Source organism: Paenibacillus sp. GYB003 (genome assembly GCF_036577625.1).
GTDB lineage: Bacteria > Bacillota > Bacilli > Paenibacillales > NBRC-103111 > Paenibacillus_AB.
The window spans coordinates 209,885-227,660 of record NZ_JARBDC010000005.1; the positions used below are offsets into that span (position 1 = coordinate 209,885).

Annotated in this window: 16 protein-coding genes; 7 read left to right on the forward strand and 9 right to left on the reverse strand. The window is 61.3% G+C overall.

Annotated elements, in window-relative coordinates; translation table 11 throughout:
* Positions 1-51 precede the first annotated feature (51 nt).
* Together PV407_RS04410 and PV407_RS04415 are read left to right on the forward strand one after the other, a co-directional pair.
* Positions 52-1,851, forward strand: coding sequence for an ABC transporter ATP-binding protein (locus PV407_RS04410; protein ID WP_442951622.1), 1,800 nt, complete (start codon positions 52-54; stop codon positions 1,849-1,851).
* A 916-nt stretch (positions 1,852-2,767) separates the two neighbouring features.
* Positions 2,768-3,235 (forward strand): hypothetical protein, encoded by a 468-nt coding sequence (locus PV407_RS04415; RefSeq protein ID WP_332088656.1) that lies wholly within the window; start codon positions 2,768-2,770, stop codon positions 3,233-3,235.
* Positions 3,236-3,284: 49 nt separating this feature from the next.
* On the opposite strand, the gene PV407_RS04420 is transcribed toward PV407_RS04415, so the two are convergent.
* The 5 genes from PV407_RS04420 to PV407_RS04440 form a co-directional block, all read right to left on the reverse strand.
* Entirely contained in the window at positions 3,285-3,818 is a 534-nt protein-coding gene (locus PV407_RS04420) for a DinB family protein (protein ID WP_332088657.1), read from the reverse strand.
* A gap of 43 nt (positions 3,819-3,861) precedes the next feature.
* The gene (locus PV407_RS04425) at positions 3,862-4,089 is read right to left on the reverse strand and encodes a YwbE family protein (protein ID WP_332088658.1); all 228 of its coding nucleotides are present in this window, start codon (positions 4,087-4,089) and stop codon (positions 3,862-3,864) included.
* 205 nt (positions 4,090-4,294) lie between these two features.
* On the reverse strand, positions 4,295-4,660 hold the full coding sequence (locus tag PV407_RS04430) for a response regulator (protein WP_332088659.1): 366 nt from the start codon (positions 4,658-4,660) through the stop codon (positions 4,295-4,297).
* A 127-nt stretch (positions 4,661-4,787) separates the two neighbouring features.
* Positions 4,788-5,378 (reverse strand): TVP38/TMEM64 family protein, encoded by a 591-nt coding sequence (locus tag PV407_RS04435; protein ID WP_332088660.1) that lies wholly within the window; start codon positions 5,376-5,378, stop codon positions 4,788-4,790.
* Positions 5,379-5,486: 108 nt separating this feature from the next.
* A complete protein-coding gene (locus tag PV407_RS04440) occupies positions 5,487-6,842 on the reverse strand; it encodes a dicarboxylate/amino acid:cation symporter (RefSeq protein ID WP_332088661.1) in 1,356 nt (451 codons plus the stop codon).
* A 366-nt stretch (positions 6,843-7,208) separates the two neighbouring features.
* On the opposite strand from PV407_RS04440, the gene PV407_RS04445 reads away from it, so the two are divergent.
* From PV407_RS04445 to PV407_RS04460, 4 genes are all read left to right on the forward strand, one after another.
* On the forward strand, positions 7,209-8,237 hold the full coding sequence (locus tag PV407_RS04445; protein ID WP_332088662.1) for a potassium channel protein: 1,029 nt from the start codon (positions 7,209-7,211) through the stop codon (positions 8,235-8,237).
* Positions 8,238-8,324: 87 nt separating this feature from the next.
* Positions 8,325-9,086: a helix-turn-helix domain-containing protein gene (locus PV407_RS04450; RefSeq protein WP_332088663.1), complete on the forward strand. Its 762-nt coding sequence runs from the start codon at positions 8,325-8,327 to the stop codon at positions 9,084-9,086.
* 114 nt (positions 9,087-9,200) lie between these two features.
* A complete protein-coding gene (locus tag PV407_RS04455) occupies positions 9,201-9,563 on the forward strand; it encodes a VOC family protein (protein ID WP_332088664.1) in 363 nt (120 codons plus the stop codon).
* A gap of 397 nt (positions 9,564-9,960) precedes the next feature.
* Entirely contained in the window at positions 9,961-12,012 is a 2,052-nt protein-coding gene (locus tag PV407_RS04460) for an acyltransferase family protein (RefSeq protein WP_332088665.1), read from the forward strand.
* A gap of 204 nt (positions 12,013-12,216) precedes the next feature.
* Here the strand turns inward: PV407_RS04460 and PV407_RS04465 are convergent, their stop codons facing one another.
* Positions 12,217-13,146 carry a LysR family transcriptional regulator gene (locus tag PV407_RS04465; protein ID WP_332088666.1) on the reverse strand — a complete coding sequence of 310 codons (930 nt, stop codon included), beginning with the start codon at positions 13,144-13,146 and terminating at the stop codon, positions 12,217-12,219.
* A gap of 127 nt (positions 13,147-13,273) precedes the next feature.
* Between PV407_RS04465 and PV407_RS04470 the strand changes: the two genes are divergently transcribed.
* Entirely contained in the window at positions 13,274-14,362 is a 1,089-nt protein-coding gene (locus PV407_RS04470; protein ID WP_332088668.1) for a YeiH family protein, read from the forward strand.
* A gap of 51 nt (positions 14,363-14,413) precedes the next feature.
* On the opposite strand, the gene PV407_RS04475 is transcribed toward PV407_RS04470, so the two are convergent.
* The 3 genes from PV407_RS04475 to PV407_RS04485 form a co-directional block, all read right to left on the reverse strand.
* A complete protein-coding gene (locus tag PV407_RS04475) occupies positions 14,414-15,592 on the reverse strand; it encodes an NAD(P)/FAD-dependent oxidoreductase (RefSeq protein ID WP_332088669.1) in 1,179 nt (392 codons plus the stop codon).
* A 39-nt stretch (positions 15,593-15,631) separates the two neighbouring features.
* Positions 15,632-16,054 carry a DUF1641 domain-containing protein gene (locus PV407_RS04480; RefSeq protein WP_332088670.1) on the reverse strand — a complete coding sequence of 141 codons (423 nt, stop codon included), beginning with the start codon at positions 16,052-16,054 and terminating at the stop codon, positions 15,632-15,634.
* A 409-nt stretch (positions 16,055-16,463) separates the two neighbouring features.
* Complete coding sequence (locus PV407_RS04485; protein ID WP_332088671.1) at positions 16,464-17,702, reverse strand: multidrug effflux MFS transporter; 1,239 nt, start codon at positions 17,700-17,702, stop codon at positions 16,464-16,466.
* Positions 17,703-17,776: the final 74 nt, after the last annotated feature.

A 17,776-nucleotide genomic window follows, 5' to 3' on the forward strand; every position in this document is an offset into this window, starting at 1 on the left:
CCGTCGCAGTCGACGGGTCGGCCGGGGCCGTTCGCCGGAGGGCCGGGACCGATGGGCATGGGAGGCGGCCATGGCCCCGGAGCGCGCGGGATGACGCCGAAGGTGCGGCCGAAACGGCTCGGACCGACGCTGAAACGGCTGTGGGCCTACCTCGGCCGGCAGCGGTCCGGCTTGGTCGCCGTTTTCGCCATGACCGCGCTGAGTACGGGCTTCGCTTTGATCGGCCCGTATTTGCTCGGGCGGGCGATCGATCTGTACATTATTCCGAGAGATTACGACGGATTGGTCCGGCTGTGCTTGACGCTGCTCGGCGTCTACGTGCTCAGCGCGGCGATGAGCTGGGTGCAGGCGTACGTCATGGCCGGCGTCTCCCAGCGGACGGTCCGTGAGCTGCGCCGCGACATGTTCGAGCATTTGCAGAAGCTGCCGCTGCGCTTCTTCGACAGCAAGACGCACGGCGAGCTGATGAGCCGCACGACGAACGACATCGAGAACGTGTCCAACTCGCTGAACCAGAGCGTCACCCAGCTCATCAACAGCCTGCTGACCGTCATCGGCGCGCTCGCCTTTATGCTCGGCCTCAGCGTTTGGCTGACGCTCGTCAGCCTGGTTACCATTCCGCTTACGATGTTCGTGACGGGGCAGATCGCGAAGCGGACGCGCAGCCATTTTTCGGCGCAGCAGAAACATTTGGGCGAGCTGAACGGCTATATCGAGGAAACGGTCACGGGGCAAAAGGTCGTCAAGTCGTTCAACCGGGAAAGCGAAGCGCTGAAGCAGTTTCAGACGCACAACGAAAGCCTCCGCGCCGTCGGCATTCGGGCGCAAATTTTATCCGGCCTGATGGGCCCGGTCAACAACGTCATCAACAACGCCAGCTTCGCGCTCATCGCGGCGATCGGCGGCTGGATGGCGATAGGCGGCTACACGACGATCGGCATCGTCGTCAGCTTCCTCAACTACTCGCGCCAGTTTACCCGGCCGATCAACGATTTGGCCAACCAGTTCAACATGATCCAATCGGCGATCGCGGGGGCCGAGCGCGTGTTCGAGGTGCTCGACAGCCCGACCGAATATGACAGGAATAACGCCCAAGCCGCGATCGACCGGCCGATACGCGGGGACGTCCGCTTCGAGAACGTCACGTTCAGCTACAAGGAAGGCGTGCCGGTGCTGAAACACGTCTCGCTCGCGGCGAAGCCGGGCGAAACGATCGCGCTCGTCGGGCCGACGGGAGCCGGCAAGACGACGATCGTCAACCTGCTCACCCGCTTCTACGATATCGACGAAGGCAGGATCGTCGTGGACGGAAGCGATTTGCGCGACTGGGACAAAAGCAAGCTGCGCGAGCAGCTCGGCATCGTGCTGCAGGACGCGTACTTGTTCTCGGACACGATCCGCGAAAACATCCGCTACGGCCGACTGGACGCGACCGACGAGGAGATCGAGGCGGCGGCCCGGCTGGCGAACGCCGACGGCTTCATCCGCAAGCTGCCGGCCGGCTACGATACGCTGCTGTCGGCGGAAGGCGCCAACCTGAGCCAAGGGCAGCGGCAGCTCATTACGATCGCGCGGGCGATACTCGCCGATCCCGCGATCCTCATTCTCGACGAAGCGACGAGCAGCGTCGACACGCGCACGGAGATGCACATTCAGGAAGCGATGAAATCGCTGATGAGGGGCAGGACCAGCTTCGTCATCGCACACCGGCTCAGCACGATCCGCGAAGCGGACCAGATTCTCGTCATAGGCGGCGGCGAAATTATCGAGCGCGGCACCCATCAGGAGCTGCTGGAGCGCCGCGGGTTTTATTACGAGCTTTATACGAGCCAGTTCAAGCGCGTCGGGTGAACGATTTCGCCGTAAAAGAAAACCGTCTATCGACGTATTTCGAGGACGAGCGAAAACAGTCGGCTTCCGAAACGTAACGGACGCCACGGCGCTTATTTCGCGAAAATCGGCCGTTTTCCGATCGTAACGGACACCACCTGCGCTTATTTGCTCCGAACCGCGTCCAAAAGAGGTTTTTCGCCAAATAGGTGCGCCTGTGTCCGTTACAAAAAAATAAGCCGAAATGAGGCTTCTTAGCGGCCGCCATGTCCGTTAGACATTTGAAACTTGGGCCAGTCCCGCCGCCGCCCCGTGCTCGCCCCCCGCTCCAACTCCCGACGACGCCGGCGCAGGTCAACCGAGCCGGTATCGCCGTTTCCCGCCGCCGGCAGTAGGAAATCCGCTCCGGCTTTGGCTTTTAAGCGAGGGTCGGGCCGGACGGTCTTTTCTGTGCAAACCGAACCTTTTTGCACGCCGAAACGGCAGCGGAGCGGGAAGCGGGATGGAAAAGTTCCCGCTATTTTCCGTCGTTTCCCGTTTCCGGGAAAACCAACGGGAAAACGTCCCGCTACATACGTCCATGCCGCGCTTTTCGCCGATCCAGCGCCATTTTAACCGGAGCTTCTCCCGTTTTTTCGAAACGACGCCACCAGCAGAGCGGGTTAACCGGAGGTTTTCCCGTTCGCTCCATTCCAACCGCCCGGCAGGATCGCGATCCGCCGGACACGGCAACGAAAGGCGCTGCACGCTCCATGCTTTATCGTACTTACCGTTACAAACCCGAAAAGATATAATGCTTTCGCATGAACGATCCGAATTTTTCCTTGACCCGCAACTGGCCCCTGTCTTACAATAAGCTGCGGCGAACATTTCCGCCCAATACGATGCGTTTACTTAGAATGACGCGACAACCGATGCGGAGGCTGCAACGCAACCGATGTGGATCAAATCGACCGTCCTCTGCTGCTATTTGCTGGCAGCGTACTCTCTTTCATCCCATTTCGGGGTGCTGAAAATGTGCTTTTACCCGACGCTGGGCGCGTTCGGCTATTTTTTCATCAGCCGCAGCCTGAAACCGGGCGAGTCGGCCAAAGTGGTCGCGGCGGCGGTCGCAGCTTCGGCCGCGGGAAGCGTCCTTCACGCGCTACACCCCGGCCCGCTCGCGTTTCTTCTCACGTGCGCGGCCGCGATCGGATCGATCCGGCTCATCCGCATCCAGGCGGCCCCGATCGTCGCCGTCGCCTTCATCCCTTTTTTCGCTCCGCTGCCGAACGTCTGGACGCTTCCGGTATTCGTCTGCGGCTCGCTCGTCGGCCTGCTGGCCGCCCTGAAGCTGTCGCAAGGGCTGGAAGCTTGCTGGGCCGCGCTGAAGCCCCGCTCGAAAGCGAAAGCCGCCAATCTGTAATCTCGGGCGCGGGCAGTACGCTCCCGAAACCGCAGATGGCGGCTTTTGTTTAAGCTTTGGCGACTACGGCCCCGTAGCGCTCTTCCAGCAGACGCGTATGGTGGCGTTCGTGGCCGGCGATGACGTACGCCAGCGCGCGCGCCGTGATCGCGTGGCCGGATACGGTGCCTTCCCGGGCCCACGCCTTCTCCGGCAAGCTTCCGACCAGCAGGACGGTCGCCCGGCGCACCGCGTCGAACTGCTCCAGCAGCGCCGCGATCGTCAGCCGGCCGAACTCCCCGCCGCGCACGAAGTCGTTCTCGTCGAACCCCGGAAGCGGCGTACGGTCGCCCCGCGCCACCCGCATCATCCGGTAGCTCATCACCGTCTCCGTATCGACGATGTGGCCGAGCACCTCTTTGACGCTCCATTTGTCCGGCGCATACCGGTAACCTCCGTCCTCCTCGCGAACCGACCCGAACAGCCGCCGAACGCGATCGGCCTGCTCGTTCAAAATGTCCGTCAAGCTCCCGTCCGGCACTTGCCCGATATATTCGCCGAAATGTCCGGCATACTCCGCCGGCCCCGGTTTGCGCAAACTCATCGCGATCCGCTCCTTTTTTCGCTAATCTGAATAAATCCGCCGGTCAGCCGCCGTCGCGCTTCCCGCTTCCGTCCGAAACGATCCGCTTCACGCGCCCGACCTGTCCGTCCGCGAGGCGTACCTTGATGCCGTGCGGATGCTCCGGCGATTTCGTCAAAATGTCCTTGACGACGCCGCGGGTCGTCTTCCCCGTCCGCTGATCCTGCTTCAGCACGATATCCACTTCGAGCCCCGGCACGATGCCGGCGCGCTTTTTGCCGTCTTCGCTCATAGACAAGCACCGCCGAACCGCTCCGCGCGCGGCCCGGGTCCTTTCTGTTCGACCTGATACTTTCACTATACCGATCCCGAACGCGGAAAGCAATCCGTTTGCCGGCGCCCCCGTTCGTCGCCATGCCGCTGCCGCCGGATACACGAAAAAACCGCGGGATACCCGTCCGCGGCTTGCCACTTTTCCCTGTTCGTCTCGTATCGCGCTAAAAAGAAACCATGACCTTCGATACGGCCTCCAGCACGCGGCCCGTCTGAAACGGCTTGACGATAAAATCGCGCGCGCCGTTTTGGATCGCCTGGACGATCAGCCGCTGCTGCCCCATCGCGGTGCACATGATGACCTTCGCGTCCGGGTCGTCCCGGCGAATGCGCTGCAGCGCTTCGATCCCTTCCATCTCCGGCATCGTAATATCCATCGTGACGAGGTCGGGCCGGAACGCCCGGTACTTCTCGACCGCTTCCGCGCCGTCGGCCGCCTCGCACAGCACCTCGTGACCGGCGTTCTCCAGTATATGCTTCAGCATTTGCCTCATGAATGCCGCGTCGTCGACAACCATAATTTTCGCCATCCGCCCGCCTCCGTAACCTGAACCGTTTCTTTCATCGTAGCAAAGGGGGCTGAACATATTCTGAACACGTCCGCGCGAGCCGGCAACGCAAAAGGCCTCCCCTTTCGAAAGGGAAGGCCCGTCGATCTTATTTGAAATATTTCGCTTCGATCTTGCGTCCCGTCACCGCCAAAATGCCGAATACGGAAACGATCAGCACCAGCTTCCACGGCTGCTGGAACAAGTTGAACAAGTCGTGGCCGGCGAACGATACGATCAAAATCATGACGCCCTTGCCGAGCACCGTGGCGATGATGAACGTATGGAACGGCACCTTCGACAAGCCCGACACGATGTTGACCAGAAACGACGGCGTAAACGGAAAGCACGAGAGCAGAAAGATCGGCATAAAGCCGTGCCGCTCGAGCCAGTGGATGAGCCGAGTCGAACGCGGGCTCTTGCGCTCCACGAATTGGCGGACCCGGCCGCCGAACCGGCGCACGAACCAAAAGACGGTAAACGCTCCGGTGACGACGCCGAACCAAGACAGCAGAAACCCTTCCAGAAAGCCGTATATGTTCACATTGGCGATCAAGATCGCAACAAGCGGCAAAAACGGCAGCAGCGATTCGAGCCAGGCGGCTACAAAGCCCGGCAGCGGCCCGAGCGCCTCAAACTGATGCAGCAGCTGCTCCGTGTCTTCCCAGCGAAACCCCGACAAATCCAAGCCAGCAACCATCCGATTCGTTCCACCCCTGTATAGATACTATCACTATACTACCGGGAAACGGGCAAAAGCAAATCGGACATAAGGCTTGCGCGGACCTGTACGTAGGTCGGGGAGACGTTACGCCGCACCGACCTCGAGCGGATCTTCCTCGTCCCGGTCGAACGATTCGCGGTCGAACTCGCCTTCGGCATTGGCCACGAGCAGCGAAGTGACGGTCGTCCCCGTCGCGTTGACGGCGGTCCGTCCCATATCGATGACCGATTCGACGGCGATGACGAGCCCCATCCCTTCGAGCGGCAAGCCGAGCGCGGTCAGCACTACGGTCGTGGATATCGTCGCGGGTCCCGGCACGCCGGCTACGCCGATCGACGAGATGACGGCGACGAGGACGAGCACGATATAATCCGACAAGCCGAGCTGCAAATTATATACCTTCGCGACGAATATCGCCACGATCGCCGGCCATATGCCGCCGCAGCCGTTGAAGTTCATCGTCGCGCCGAGCGGAGCGACGAAGCTGGCGATGCGGGGCGAGACGCGAAGCCGCTTCGTGATCACTTCCAGATTGACCGGAAGCGTGGCATAGCTGCTTCGCGTTGTAAAGGCGACGGCGACGGTCGGATACGCTTTTTTGAAAAACTTGATCGGATTCACCTTCGCGACGAGCAGCACGAGCCCGCCGAACACGAGGACGAAATGGATCAGAAGCGCCAAATAGGAAGTGCCGATCAGCTTTACGAGCGGAGCGAGCGTTTCGATGCCGTATTTGGCCGCCATCGCGCCGATCAGCGCGTAGACGCCGTACGGGGTAAGCCGGATGACGTATTTGACGACTTGGTGCAGAACGGCCGTGGCCGATTCGATGAGCGCTTTGATCGGCGCGACGGCATCCGGCTTTTTCGACCCTACGTGAATGATGGCGACCGCGACGAAAATCGCGAAAATAAGCAAAGGCACCACTTTGCCGCCGGCGGCGTCGCTGACCGGATTGGACGGCACGAGATCGAGAATGACCTGCGAGAACGTAGGGATGTCCCGCGGCTTGTAATCTTTCGGCACGGCCGCCTGAATGCCGGCTCCCGGATCGATCGCCAAAGCGACGATCAGACCGATGATCGCGGCGATGCCGGTCGTCAGCAAAAACCAGCCGATCGTCTTCACGCCGATTTTTCGCAGTTGACCGAGACTGGACAGCTGCGCGATACTGTTAATGACGAGCACGAACACGAGCGGCATGACGAGCATTTTGATCAGGTTGACGTAAATCGTCCCGATCGTGCTTACGCTTTTGTAATCCAGCTTGAAGCTGTTGAATAGGATACCGGCGATGAGCCCGAGGCCGAGCCCGATCAGCACGCGGGTGCCGAAGCCGACTCTTTTGCGGGCCAGCACGTACAGGAAGCCGATAATCGCGATCGAAACGACGAGGCTGACCCAGTTCGTCTGCAAGGCGATCCACAAGTTGTTTTTCAAGTCTACCCTCTCCTTTGCGATTGTAACCCCATATATCCGATAGGAATTATGTACATAACAATACTCCCGCGTTCACACGATTGTCAATATATATTTTTGGCGACGGTTAAGCGATTCCCTTCCGGTAGGATTCCCTATTTTTCCCGAACCATGATTTCCTGTTAAAAAGGTATGGGGGCGGCGGACAAAACATTCCGGTGTCAACATTTACGCTCGCCGCGGCGGCGTTTGCCGGAGATTTTCGTCAGAGGGCGCCCGCGCCGTTCGGGGCGTTTCTTTTTTGAAAGGGACGCATCCCGCGCGCGGCGCGATAATTATGGTATGATTTTCCCGTAGCCGAAAGCCGCTTTATTATGGAGGGAGCGCATGCTTTTTTTCAGCAAATGGGTCATTCGCCTGATCCGCATGAACAACGGCGCCGTTTTCGGTACGGCCGCCATCCTTCTGCTGCTCAGCTCGCTGGCGATCTACATGCTCGAGCCCGATACGTTCCAGCACCCGTTCAACGGGCTGTGGTGGGTCATGACGACCGTCACCACGGTCGGATACGGCGATTTTTATCCGAAGACGGTGCCGGGCAAGCTGCTGGGCATGTTTTTGTACGTGTTCGGCATCGGGCTGATCTCGATCGTCATCAGCAAAACGGTCGATTTCATCTTCGCGTACAACCGGAACAAGGAGGAAGGCAAGTTGCGATACAAGGGCGAAAATCATTTCGTATTGATCGACTGGAGCAAGCACGCCGAGCTGGCCGTTCAAGAAATTATGAAAAGCGATCCGAACGCGGACATCGTGCTGATCGCCCAGCTGCCGAAAACGCCGTTGTCCCATGACCGGGTTCATTACGTTCAAGGCAATCCGGTACAGCGGCAAACGCTCGAGGACGCGAACTTGTCCAAGGCGAGGGCGGTGTTCATCTTCGCCGACGAAACGCTCGACAATCAGCAGATCATCCGCGACAGCGCTTTTATCGACGGCAAAACGCTGCTCGTCGCCACGACGATCGAACGGCATTTCCGGCGCATACATACGATCGCGGAGGTGAAGGACCGGGACAACATCCCGAACTTCGCCCATGTTCACGTCGACGAATTCATACTCGGGCCGGAAACCGTATCGCGCCTCGCGGTCCGTTCCGCTTTCCATCCGGGCGCGTCCCGCGTCGTCTCGCAGCTGCTGACGAGCAAGGACAGCGGCGACTTGTACGAAATCGGCAAGCGCGCGCATTGGCGCACGTTCCGAGACGCGTTCGACGAGCTGCTGCGGGAAGGAGCGACCTTGCTGTCCGAAGGGGACAACCTGAATATCAACCGCCGGCTTGACGAGCCGATTCCGGACGACGCCCGGCTGTTCGTCATTTGCGACGCCGATACGTATCGGCGGCTGACCGGCTGATCGCGCGAGCCGATTTGCGAACGCGGCATTCCGATGGCGCGCATGTTGTATAATAAGGGACAAACCGACGGAAACGGAGGAAAACGGGTGCGATACGAGGAACGCGAGCCGACCGAGGCGCTGAAGCCTTATGTCAAATGCATATGGACGCTGAACCGCGATTACTCCGGCGCGGAAGGCGGCGAAACGCTGTGGCCGGACGGCTGCCAGGAAATGCTGTTCCATTACGGCTCCGCCTACTCCGCGGACGGCGCTTCGCTGCCCCCGGCTTTCTTCCTCGGCATGCTGTCGCGCAGCTTCCGGCTGGATGCGGCAGGCCGGATTCGGCTGTACGGCGTCCGGCTGCTGCCTTGGGGACTGAAAGCTTTTTCCGAAGCCCCGCTCAAGTCGTTCAACGACCGGGCCGTCCCGCTGGACCGCGTGCTGGAAGCCGCTGACGTCGCCAAGCTGCAAACGGCTCTCGCGTCGGCCGATATGGACGAAGCTTATTCGCTGCTGGAGCGGTATTTGCTGTCGATCGTCGCCCCCGACCGCATCGACCCGAGGCTGCTGCAGGCGTTGTCCCGGCTGTACCGCGAGCCGATGGAAACCGATATCGCTCCGGTCGTCTCCGAAAGCGGCTATTCGAGCCGGCAGTTCGAACGCAAATGCTTGGAGCTCGTCGGCATGCCGGCGAAGCGGCTGCAAAAAATCGCACGCTTCAATCAAGCCCGGCTGCGTATTTTTCGCGAGCCGACGATCGATCTGCATCAATGCATGCTCGAATTCGGATACTACGATTACGCCCATTTCTCCAAAGACTTCAAACTTTGCCTCGGCGTCACGCCCCGGAATACAAAAGCTGGATGAGGCGCAAGTCCGCGTCGTTCGCCAACAAAAACGATGTCGTTTTTTTACAAGACTAGCCGCCGGCGGCGTGGTAAAGTAAAGCTTGTCCGAATTCAAGCAGAGGAGGAACCGCCCATGATCGGCAAAATCGCGACGGTTGCGGTATACGTGGAAGATCAGCAAAAAGCGAAAACGTTTTGGACGGAGAAGGTCGGCTTCGAGCTTGTCCGGGAAACGCCGATGGGACCGAACGCCTTCTGGCTCGAGGTCGCTCCGAAAGGCGCCGAGTCGGCCCTCGTCATTTATCCGAAAAGCATGATGCCGGGCTCGAACGAGATGAAGGCGTCGATCGTTTTTCAATGCGACGACATCGATGCCGCTTACGCGGCCATGAAGCAGCGCGGCGTCCGCTTCGAAGGGGAGCCGCAGAGCATGCAATGGGGAACGTACGCGACGTTCTCCGACGAGGACGGCAACTCGTTTTTGCTGAAGCAGTAAGTTTCCCCGAGTCCCGTTCGAAACAATAAAGGCTCCTTCGTCCCGCTTCGGGATCGAAGGAGCCTTTCGGCGTTCCTTTTGAAAATGAGAACGTCTCTTTCGATTGCTTTATTGCGGCATTCGCGCCAATCCGCGCATTTTCGCGCAATCGCTCCGAAAGACGCGAGCCTTCGTTTTCCAGCCGAAAAGTTTGCTTCGGCATGTAACCAATCGTTTCGCTGCCCCGTCTAATTTGGAGAATTGACAGAGCGGCAACGCGAACGAAAGGGCAGATCGCAGATGAACATGATGGTGAAAGCGGACAGCAAGAGAACGACCGCAAGCGGGTTCGGGGCGTCGGCTTCGGGAAAGCGCTATGGACGAACCGGCCTCAACCCCGGCGAGGGGGGCGATCGCAATGCCTAAACCGAATGGCGTGGGCCGCTACATGCCCGGTCTGGACGGCTTGCGGGCGATAGCCGTCATGGCCGTCATCGCGTACCATCTCGACCCGTCGGCGTTCCCCGGCGGACTGCTCGGCGTCGGCGTGTTTTTCGTGCTGTCCGGTTATTTGATCACGGACCTGCTTGCCGCCGAATGGAGAACGAACGGGCGGCTGGCGCTGAAGCCGTTTTTGCTCCGCCGGGCGAGACGGCTGCTGCCGGCTCTGTTCGTCATGCTCGCCGCGGTCGGCTTGTGGCTGCTGCTGGCCGATCCGTCCCGGCTCGCCTCGCTGCGGGGCGACGCGATCGCGGCCGTCTTGTACGCAAGCAACTGGTGGTTCGTCTACCGCGACGTGTCTTATTTCGAAAGCTTCGGACCGCCGTCGCCGCTCGGCCATCTATGGTCGCTCGCCGTGGAGGAGCAGTTTTACCTGCTGTTTCCGTTTGCGCTTGCCTTCGGGCTGCGATTCGCGCCGCAGCGCGGCAAGCTGTTCGCGCTCCTCATCGCCGGCGCGCTGGCGTCCGCGCTCGCCATGGCGCTGCTGTACGAGCCGGGAACCGACCCGAGCCGGGTCTATTACGGCACGGACACCCGCGCGTTCGGCCTGCTGATCGGCGCAGCGCTCGCCGTCGTCTGGCCGTCGGCGAAGCCGGCCGCAGGGCGCGCGACGCCGGCGGCGCGGCGCACGCTCGACTGCGTCGGCGCGGCCGGGCTGCTCGCCGTCCTGTACATGATGGCGCGGACGAGCGAATACGACGCCTCGCTGTACAGAGGCGGGATGGTCGCGCTATCCGTCGCCGCCGCCGCGGTCGTCGCCGCGCTCGCCCATCCGGCCGCCCGGCTCGGCCGCCTCCTCGGCATGAAGCCGCTCCGCTGGCTCGGCGTCCGCTCGTACGGCATCTATTTATGGCATTTCCCCGTCATCGCGCTGACGAAGCCGGCCGTTCGGACGGGCGGGATCGACTGGCCGCTCGCCGCCTTTCAGTTGGCCGCCACCCTCGTCCTCGCCGCCTTGTCCTGGCGATTCGTCGAAGAGCCGATCCGGCGCGGCGCCATCCGCAAGCGGTGGATGCTCTGGCGCAACCGGAAGCGGACGGGACGCCGCGGCGGACGCACGGCGTCGATCGCCGTCGCCGGCTCGCTGATCGCCATCGCCGTGTTCGGCATCGGCGCGACCCGGCTGTATCCGCCGGCTACGGCGAGCTCCGTCCCCGCCGCCGAAGCCCCGCTTCCGCACGAGGACGACCCGGCGGGCGTCGTCGCCGGCGTCGGTGCCGGCGTTCCGTCCGGGCCGCCGGCCGACCAAACGGCCGGACCCGCCGGATCGTCCGGCGGCAAGCCGAAGCCCGGCAATCCCGCCGATACGGGCGGCAAGCCGAAGCCGAAGCCGGAGACAGTGCCGGGCAGTGCCGGCGGTCCGGGCAGCCCCGATGCGAACGGCAGCGGGACGAAGCCGCTCCCGCCGCACCGTCCGGAGACGGAAACGGGCGAAGAAGCGGCGGCAAAGCCGGACCCGGCCGCGCCGCCCGACACGAAAGACGGCAAAGGCAAAGGGATTACGGTTATCGGCGATTCGGTTATTTTGGACGCCAAGCCGTATTTGGAGAAGCTGCTTCCCGGCATTGAGGTGGACGGCAAAATCGGCCGGCAGCTCGTTCAAGCCGCGGACATCGTCGACGCAATGAAAACCGGCAACAAGCTCGGCGATCGCGTCATTATCGAGCTGGGCACGAACGGAGCGTTTCCCCGCAAAAAGCTCGAAGCGCTGCTCGCCTCGATCGGCAAAGACCGCCAAATCGTTCTCGTGAACACGCGCGTTCCGCGCCCGTGGGAGTCCGAAGTCAACGCGACTTTGGCGGAGGTCGCCAAGTCGCATCCGAACGCGACGTTGATCGACTGGTATTCGGCCAGCGCCGAAAAAGACCATTATTTCTCGCAGGACGGCGTTCACCTGAACGCCGAAGGGGCCGAGGCGTACGCCTCGCTCGTCGCGGACGCGCTTGGGCATCAGGCTGCGGCGACTTAACCGAAAAAGCTTCCGACCGGGTTTCCCGAGGGCGGAAGCTTTTTCTTTTGAGGCAAACCTATACGGGGTTAAACGGACTGCTGTTCCCCCGACCGTGATTCGTTTTAATAACGGTCTTTGAAGCATCTTAACCGACCAGGATCGGCCGATTCCAACAATTAACGGTCGTGACGAGATCGGAGGAAATAAAAGCCCCAAGGTCCGCTAATTTGCATTACCCGATTCATTTACCGGCGTCGCCGCGCCATCCGGGCTTTCGCCCCCGTCCCGCAGCAGCGCCTTGAACACGTCCGTCGCCCGCGTATGGAACTTCGTCGCCGGCGTAATCAAATAAAACCGCCGCGTAACCGGCATGCCCTCGACGTGCAGCCGCCGCATCGTGCCGAGCGCGATTTCTTTGCGTACGGCCCAGCGGGAAAGCAGCGTGACGCCGAGTCCGGCCTCAACCGACTCCTTGATCAGCTGCGTGCTGCCGAATTCCATGCACCGCCGCGGCCGCAAGCCGAAACGGTCGAACATCGCATCGGTCGCCGCCCGCGTGCCCGACCCGGTTTCGCGGACGATCCACGTCTCCTCGGCCAGCTCGGCGGCGTCCGCGCGGGCGCGGCCCGCCAAACGGTGACCGGACGCGGCCATAACGTCCATCGCGTCTTCGGCGAGAGGCTCGATATCGAGCTTTTCGTGCCGGAACTCCCCTTCGACGATGCCGATGTCGAGCTCGCCTCCGGCGACCTCCTCCGATATTTGCTGCGTGTTACCGATCGAGATCGCGGGCCGGATGAGCGGATATTCCGCCTGAAGCCGGGCGATCATGCGAGGCAGCACGTACTCGCCGTACGTGTAGCTCGCGCCGATCGTCAGCGCGCCGCTCGCCTTGTGCAGCAGATCGTCGACGAGGTAATTCATCCGCGTGTACAGCTTGGCGATTTGTTTGGCGTGAAGGTATACGATTTCCCCCGCCTTGTTGAGCCGCACCTGCCCACGGCCCCGTTCGAGCAGCTTCGTGCCGTAGGTCCGCTCCAGCTGCTGCACATACTGGCTAACCGCCGGCTGGGTCATATGCAGTTCCTCGGCCGCCCGGGTAAAATGGCCCTTCTCGGCTACCGTAATAAAAACGAGCAGCGCCTGATCCATGCCGCGCCCCGTCCTTTCCACCTTAATCATAAGCGTATACTTATGAATCTAATCATAATGATTTATTTTATTTATTGCAATTCCGGTCGTATGCTGAAGGTGTATCCTTCACGAGGAGTTGTCGACGATGACTGTACAAACGGAAAAGTGGACTGCGGCGCCCGCGCCCGCACCAACCCCCGCACCCCCTGCCGCGAAACGCGATTTTGCGAAGGAACGGCCGTCCGGCCGTCCGTCGCGGGGCGCATGGGCGCTCGGCGTCGCCTTTACGATCGCGGTCGCGGCGCTTGGCTGGGGAGCCGCGCATATTCCCGGGCTCGACCGTCTCGGACCGCTCGCCTGCGCGATAGCGTTGGCGGTTGCTTACCGCCGCTTTCGGGGATACCCGGAGACGCTGCGCCGGGGCATCCAATTTTCGTCCAAAACGCTGCTGCGGCTCGCCATCGTCCTGTTCGGGTTGCGGCTCGATATCGGCGTCGTGCTGCACGACGGACTCGGACTGCTGCTGCGGGGCGCATGCGCCATCGCCTTCGCCGTCGCTCTAACCGTATGGCTCGGCAAACGGTTCAAAGCGGACCCGTCCGTCACGCTTCTGCTCGGCGTCGGAACGGGCATTTGCGGAGCGGCGGCCATCGCCGCCGTCTCGCCGATTTTGCAGGCGAAGGAGGAAGATACGGCGATCGGCGCGGGCATGATCGCGCTCGTCGGAACGGCGTTCGCCGTCGGTTATACGCTGCTGCGTCCGCTGCTGCCGCTGGACGCCGCGGACTACGGAGCCTGGTCGGGGATCAGCCTGCACGAAATCGCCCACGTCGCGCTGGCCGCCGCTCCCGCCGGCCAGGACGCCCTGGCGGCGGCTTTGCTCGCCAAGCTCGGACGCGTGCTGCTGCTCGTCCCGTTCTGCCTGCTGCTTGTCGCCTGGAAACGCCGCTCGGGCACGATGCAGGCCGGCGCGCGACTGGAATTCCCTTGGTTTCTGCTCGGCTTCCTCGCCGCAAGCCTCATAGGCAGCTTCATAATTGGAAACGATATCGATGTGCCGGCTTCGGCGATGAACGGCTTGGCCGCGGGGACGACGTTTTTGCTGTCGATGGCGATGGTCGGGCTCGGGCTGAACGTCGACTTGAAGCAGCTGCGGACGAAGGCGCTGCGCCCGGTATTGGCGATGGCGATCACGTCCGTTCTGCTCTCGGCGCTTGCGTATGCGTCGCTGTAACCGAGGTAAATAGAAAAGGGTGCCGAGCGGCACCCTTCGTTCGTGTCGTTATTAATAAGCGAGCGAGAACAAACCTTTGATGTGGGACAAGTAGCGGATGTTGCTCGCTTCCTTCATGAGCGAAGCCGGCAAGCCTTTCAGCTTCGTTTTGTTGCCGCCGATCGTGCCGAACGCGTCTTTGCGGCCGAGGCTGCCGAGCGTACCGGAGAATACCGGCTGGAACGTATCCATTTTCGCCCCGTTGAAATAAGCGAACAGATTGTAGCCGACCAGCTCGCCCATTTGCCAAGCCAATTGTGCCGTAGGCGGGAACGGGCGTCCTTCCGGACTCATGACGACCGCGCTGTCGCCGGCGAGGAACACGTCGGGATGCGAAGTCGATTGCAGCGTTTCGGTGACGGTCGCGCGTCCGCGGTTTACTTCGATGCCGCAGTTCGCCACGACGGAGTTGCCTTGAACGCCGCCGGTCCAAACGAGCGTGCTCGTTTCGATCGTGCTGCCGTCCTTGAGCGAAACGGTCGTCGGCTGCATTTCCGTAATCGCCACGCCGATCAAAAACTTGACGCCGCGTTTTTCCAGGCTCTTCTGCGCATGCTCGACCAAATCCGGCGAGAAGCCGGCCAAAATGGACGGAGCCGCTTCGACGCAGTACAGCTCGATATCGTTAAAATCGACGCCGTGCTTGCGGCACAAGCCCGGAAGCATATCCGCGAATTCGCCGACCAGCTCGATGCCGGTCAAGCCGCCGCCGCCGACGACGAACGTAGCGTCCGCTTTGTTGCCCGTTTGGCTGTAAGCGGCGACGCGGGCTTCGACATGCTCGCGGAGCTTGTTGGCGTCGTTCACCGACTTCAGGATGAAGCTGTGCTCCTGAAGGCCCGGGATGCCGAAGAACGCCGTTTCGCTGCCGAGCGCCACGACAAGCGCGTCGTATTTCAAATAAGCGCCGCCGGCCAGCTTGACCGTCTTCTGATCGGGCGCAATTTCCTGCACCGTGTCGATCATCAGATTGATTTGCTTGCCGCGAAGCAGCTTCTCGAGCGGAAGCGCGACGGCTTTCTCGGCCAGGTTGCCGGCCGCCAGACGGTGAAGCTCGGTAATGATTTGATGGGTCGGATACCGGTTGACGACCGTAATCGTCGCTTCTTCGGCCGACATATGGCTGCGTGCGCTGAGCGCGGCAAGCAATCCGCCGTAGCCGCCGCCGAGTATTACGATTTGCTTGGACATACGAATCCTCCGTTCTGATTTCGGTTTGGCTGAAACCGATTAGCCTTGCTTCCGACGTTCGCCGAGCACTTCCAGAAACGCTTGCGCGTAGCGGAGCGATTGCTGCACTTGCGGATCCTTCAACATTTTGAGCAGGCCGAACAAACCGATCGTGGAAGTTTCCGCTTGCGCGCGATCGCTCGCTTCGATAGCGGCGGAGGCGATTCCTTTCGCTTTTTCCGTAATCGGCTTGACGATTTCGTCCATGCCGCCTTTCAAGTCTTCGATCAGGACTTGGTCGGTCGTTACGCTTTGCACGAAATCGTACGCCTTCGTCATGAGGGTGACCATCTCCGCCAGCTTCGGCATGTTCTCGACGAGAACCGTCAGCGATTGCTGCACCTCGGGCTTCATCAATAGATCGAGTACATCCTCCCGCGCTGCCGGAGTCAGAACCGCTTCTTGCGTAGTTGTTTCTGACATTTGTAAACGTCCTCCTTTGCATGAAATAGAAGCCCGCCGAGTATCCCGATACCTGTTCAAGCAAGGTAGACGTACGTCTCTTCCGCAAAACGCAAAAATAGCATAATGGCGAAAACGGTTGCCCGTGCCCGGCGCAGCTGTTCCATTTTTCACAAGCATGACCTGAGCGTACGGAATACGCATCAGGTCATGACGCCGGGTATTCGGGTTAAAGAAGTAGTCTTCCATTTCCAAGAGCAGGAACAGGTTCGACAAGAACCCTATATGTCCCTATTATACCCCTCATCCGAAAAATAAGGAAAAATCAATTTTTGACATATGTGAACATTTCGTGACAAGAACGGGCCGGGTTCTCCCCTATTCGCGCATTATGGGAACTTTCCGCCCGATTTCGCGCGCTGCTGCTCGATTATGGTTGTTCGTTCGAAACGCGGCGCTCTTTCAGCCCGATCATGCACACATAGACGGCAAGCGCCCCCAAATCCCCCGCGGCGATGACGAGCCCCATCGGCAAAGCGGTATCTTCTCCGCCGAGCCCGACTAGCGGAGCGACGATGCCTCCGAACAAAAACATCATCACCCCGAGCAAAGCCGACGCGCTGCCCGCGGAATCGGCCTGATCCCGCATCGCCAGCGAAAACGACGCCGTATTGACGACGCCCACGCTCGACACGACGAAAAACAGCGGAACGAGGATGCCGAACAGCCCGGCATCGGCCATAATCGCAAGCAGCAGCGCCGTTCCGCCGCAGGCGGCCATAATCAGTCCGCCCGCCACCAGCCGCGTTTCCCCGAGCCGTCCCGCGAGTCTTCCCGTCAGTTGGCTGGCCGCGATAATGCCCGCCCCGTTGATCGCGAAGCAGAGGCTGAACAGCTGCGGAGACGCCCCGTATATCGATTGCAGCACGAAAGGCGACCCGGCGATATAGGCGAACATCGCGGCGGCGACAAGTCCTTGCGATAACGCGTAGCCCATAAACGGCCGGTTCCGGACGATGCGGCGGAACGTCCGTCCCGTTTGCTTCAGGCCGCCGCGCGACCGCTTCTCCCGAGGCAGCGTTTCCGGCAGGCCGAACAGGACGGCGAGCAGCGTCAGCAGTCCGAGCGCGCTGAGCGCGAGAAACACGCCGCGCCACGGAACGACCTGCAGCAGCTGTCCGCCCGCGATCGGCGCGACGATCGGCGCAACCCCGTTGACAAGCGCGAGCGACGCCATAAATTTCGTCAGCTCGGAGCCGCCGAACAAATCCCGCGCGACCGCCCGGGAGATGACGATGCCCGCCGCCCCGGCGACGCCTTGAACGAAGCGCATGAGCACGAACGTCCATACGGACGGGCTGACCATGCACAGCAGCGACGACACCGCGTACAGGACGAGCCCGAGCAAAAGCGGACCGCGCCGCCCCCGCACGTCGCTGAGCGGGCCGGCGAGCAGCTGCCCCAAGGCGAGACCGGCCAGGCAAGCGGTCAGACTGAGCTGGGCGAGCGATGCGGTCGTATGCAAATCTTCGGCCAGCTCGGGCAGAGCGGGCAAATACATATCGAGCGAAAACGGCCCGAAGGCCGACAACGTTCCGAGAATGAGCGCGAGCCAAGCGCGGCTGGCGCTCCGGCCTGCCGGCGGCGTCGCTCCGACGCGTTCGTTCATTCTGTTCCGTATCCTTTCCGGGAGCGATCAGCTTTTTTCGAATGCCACAAGTATAGTGACTCGGGTCTCGTACC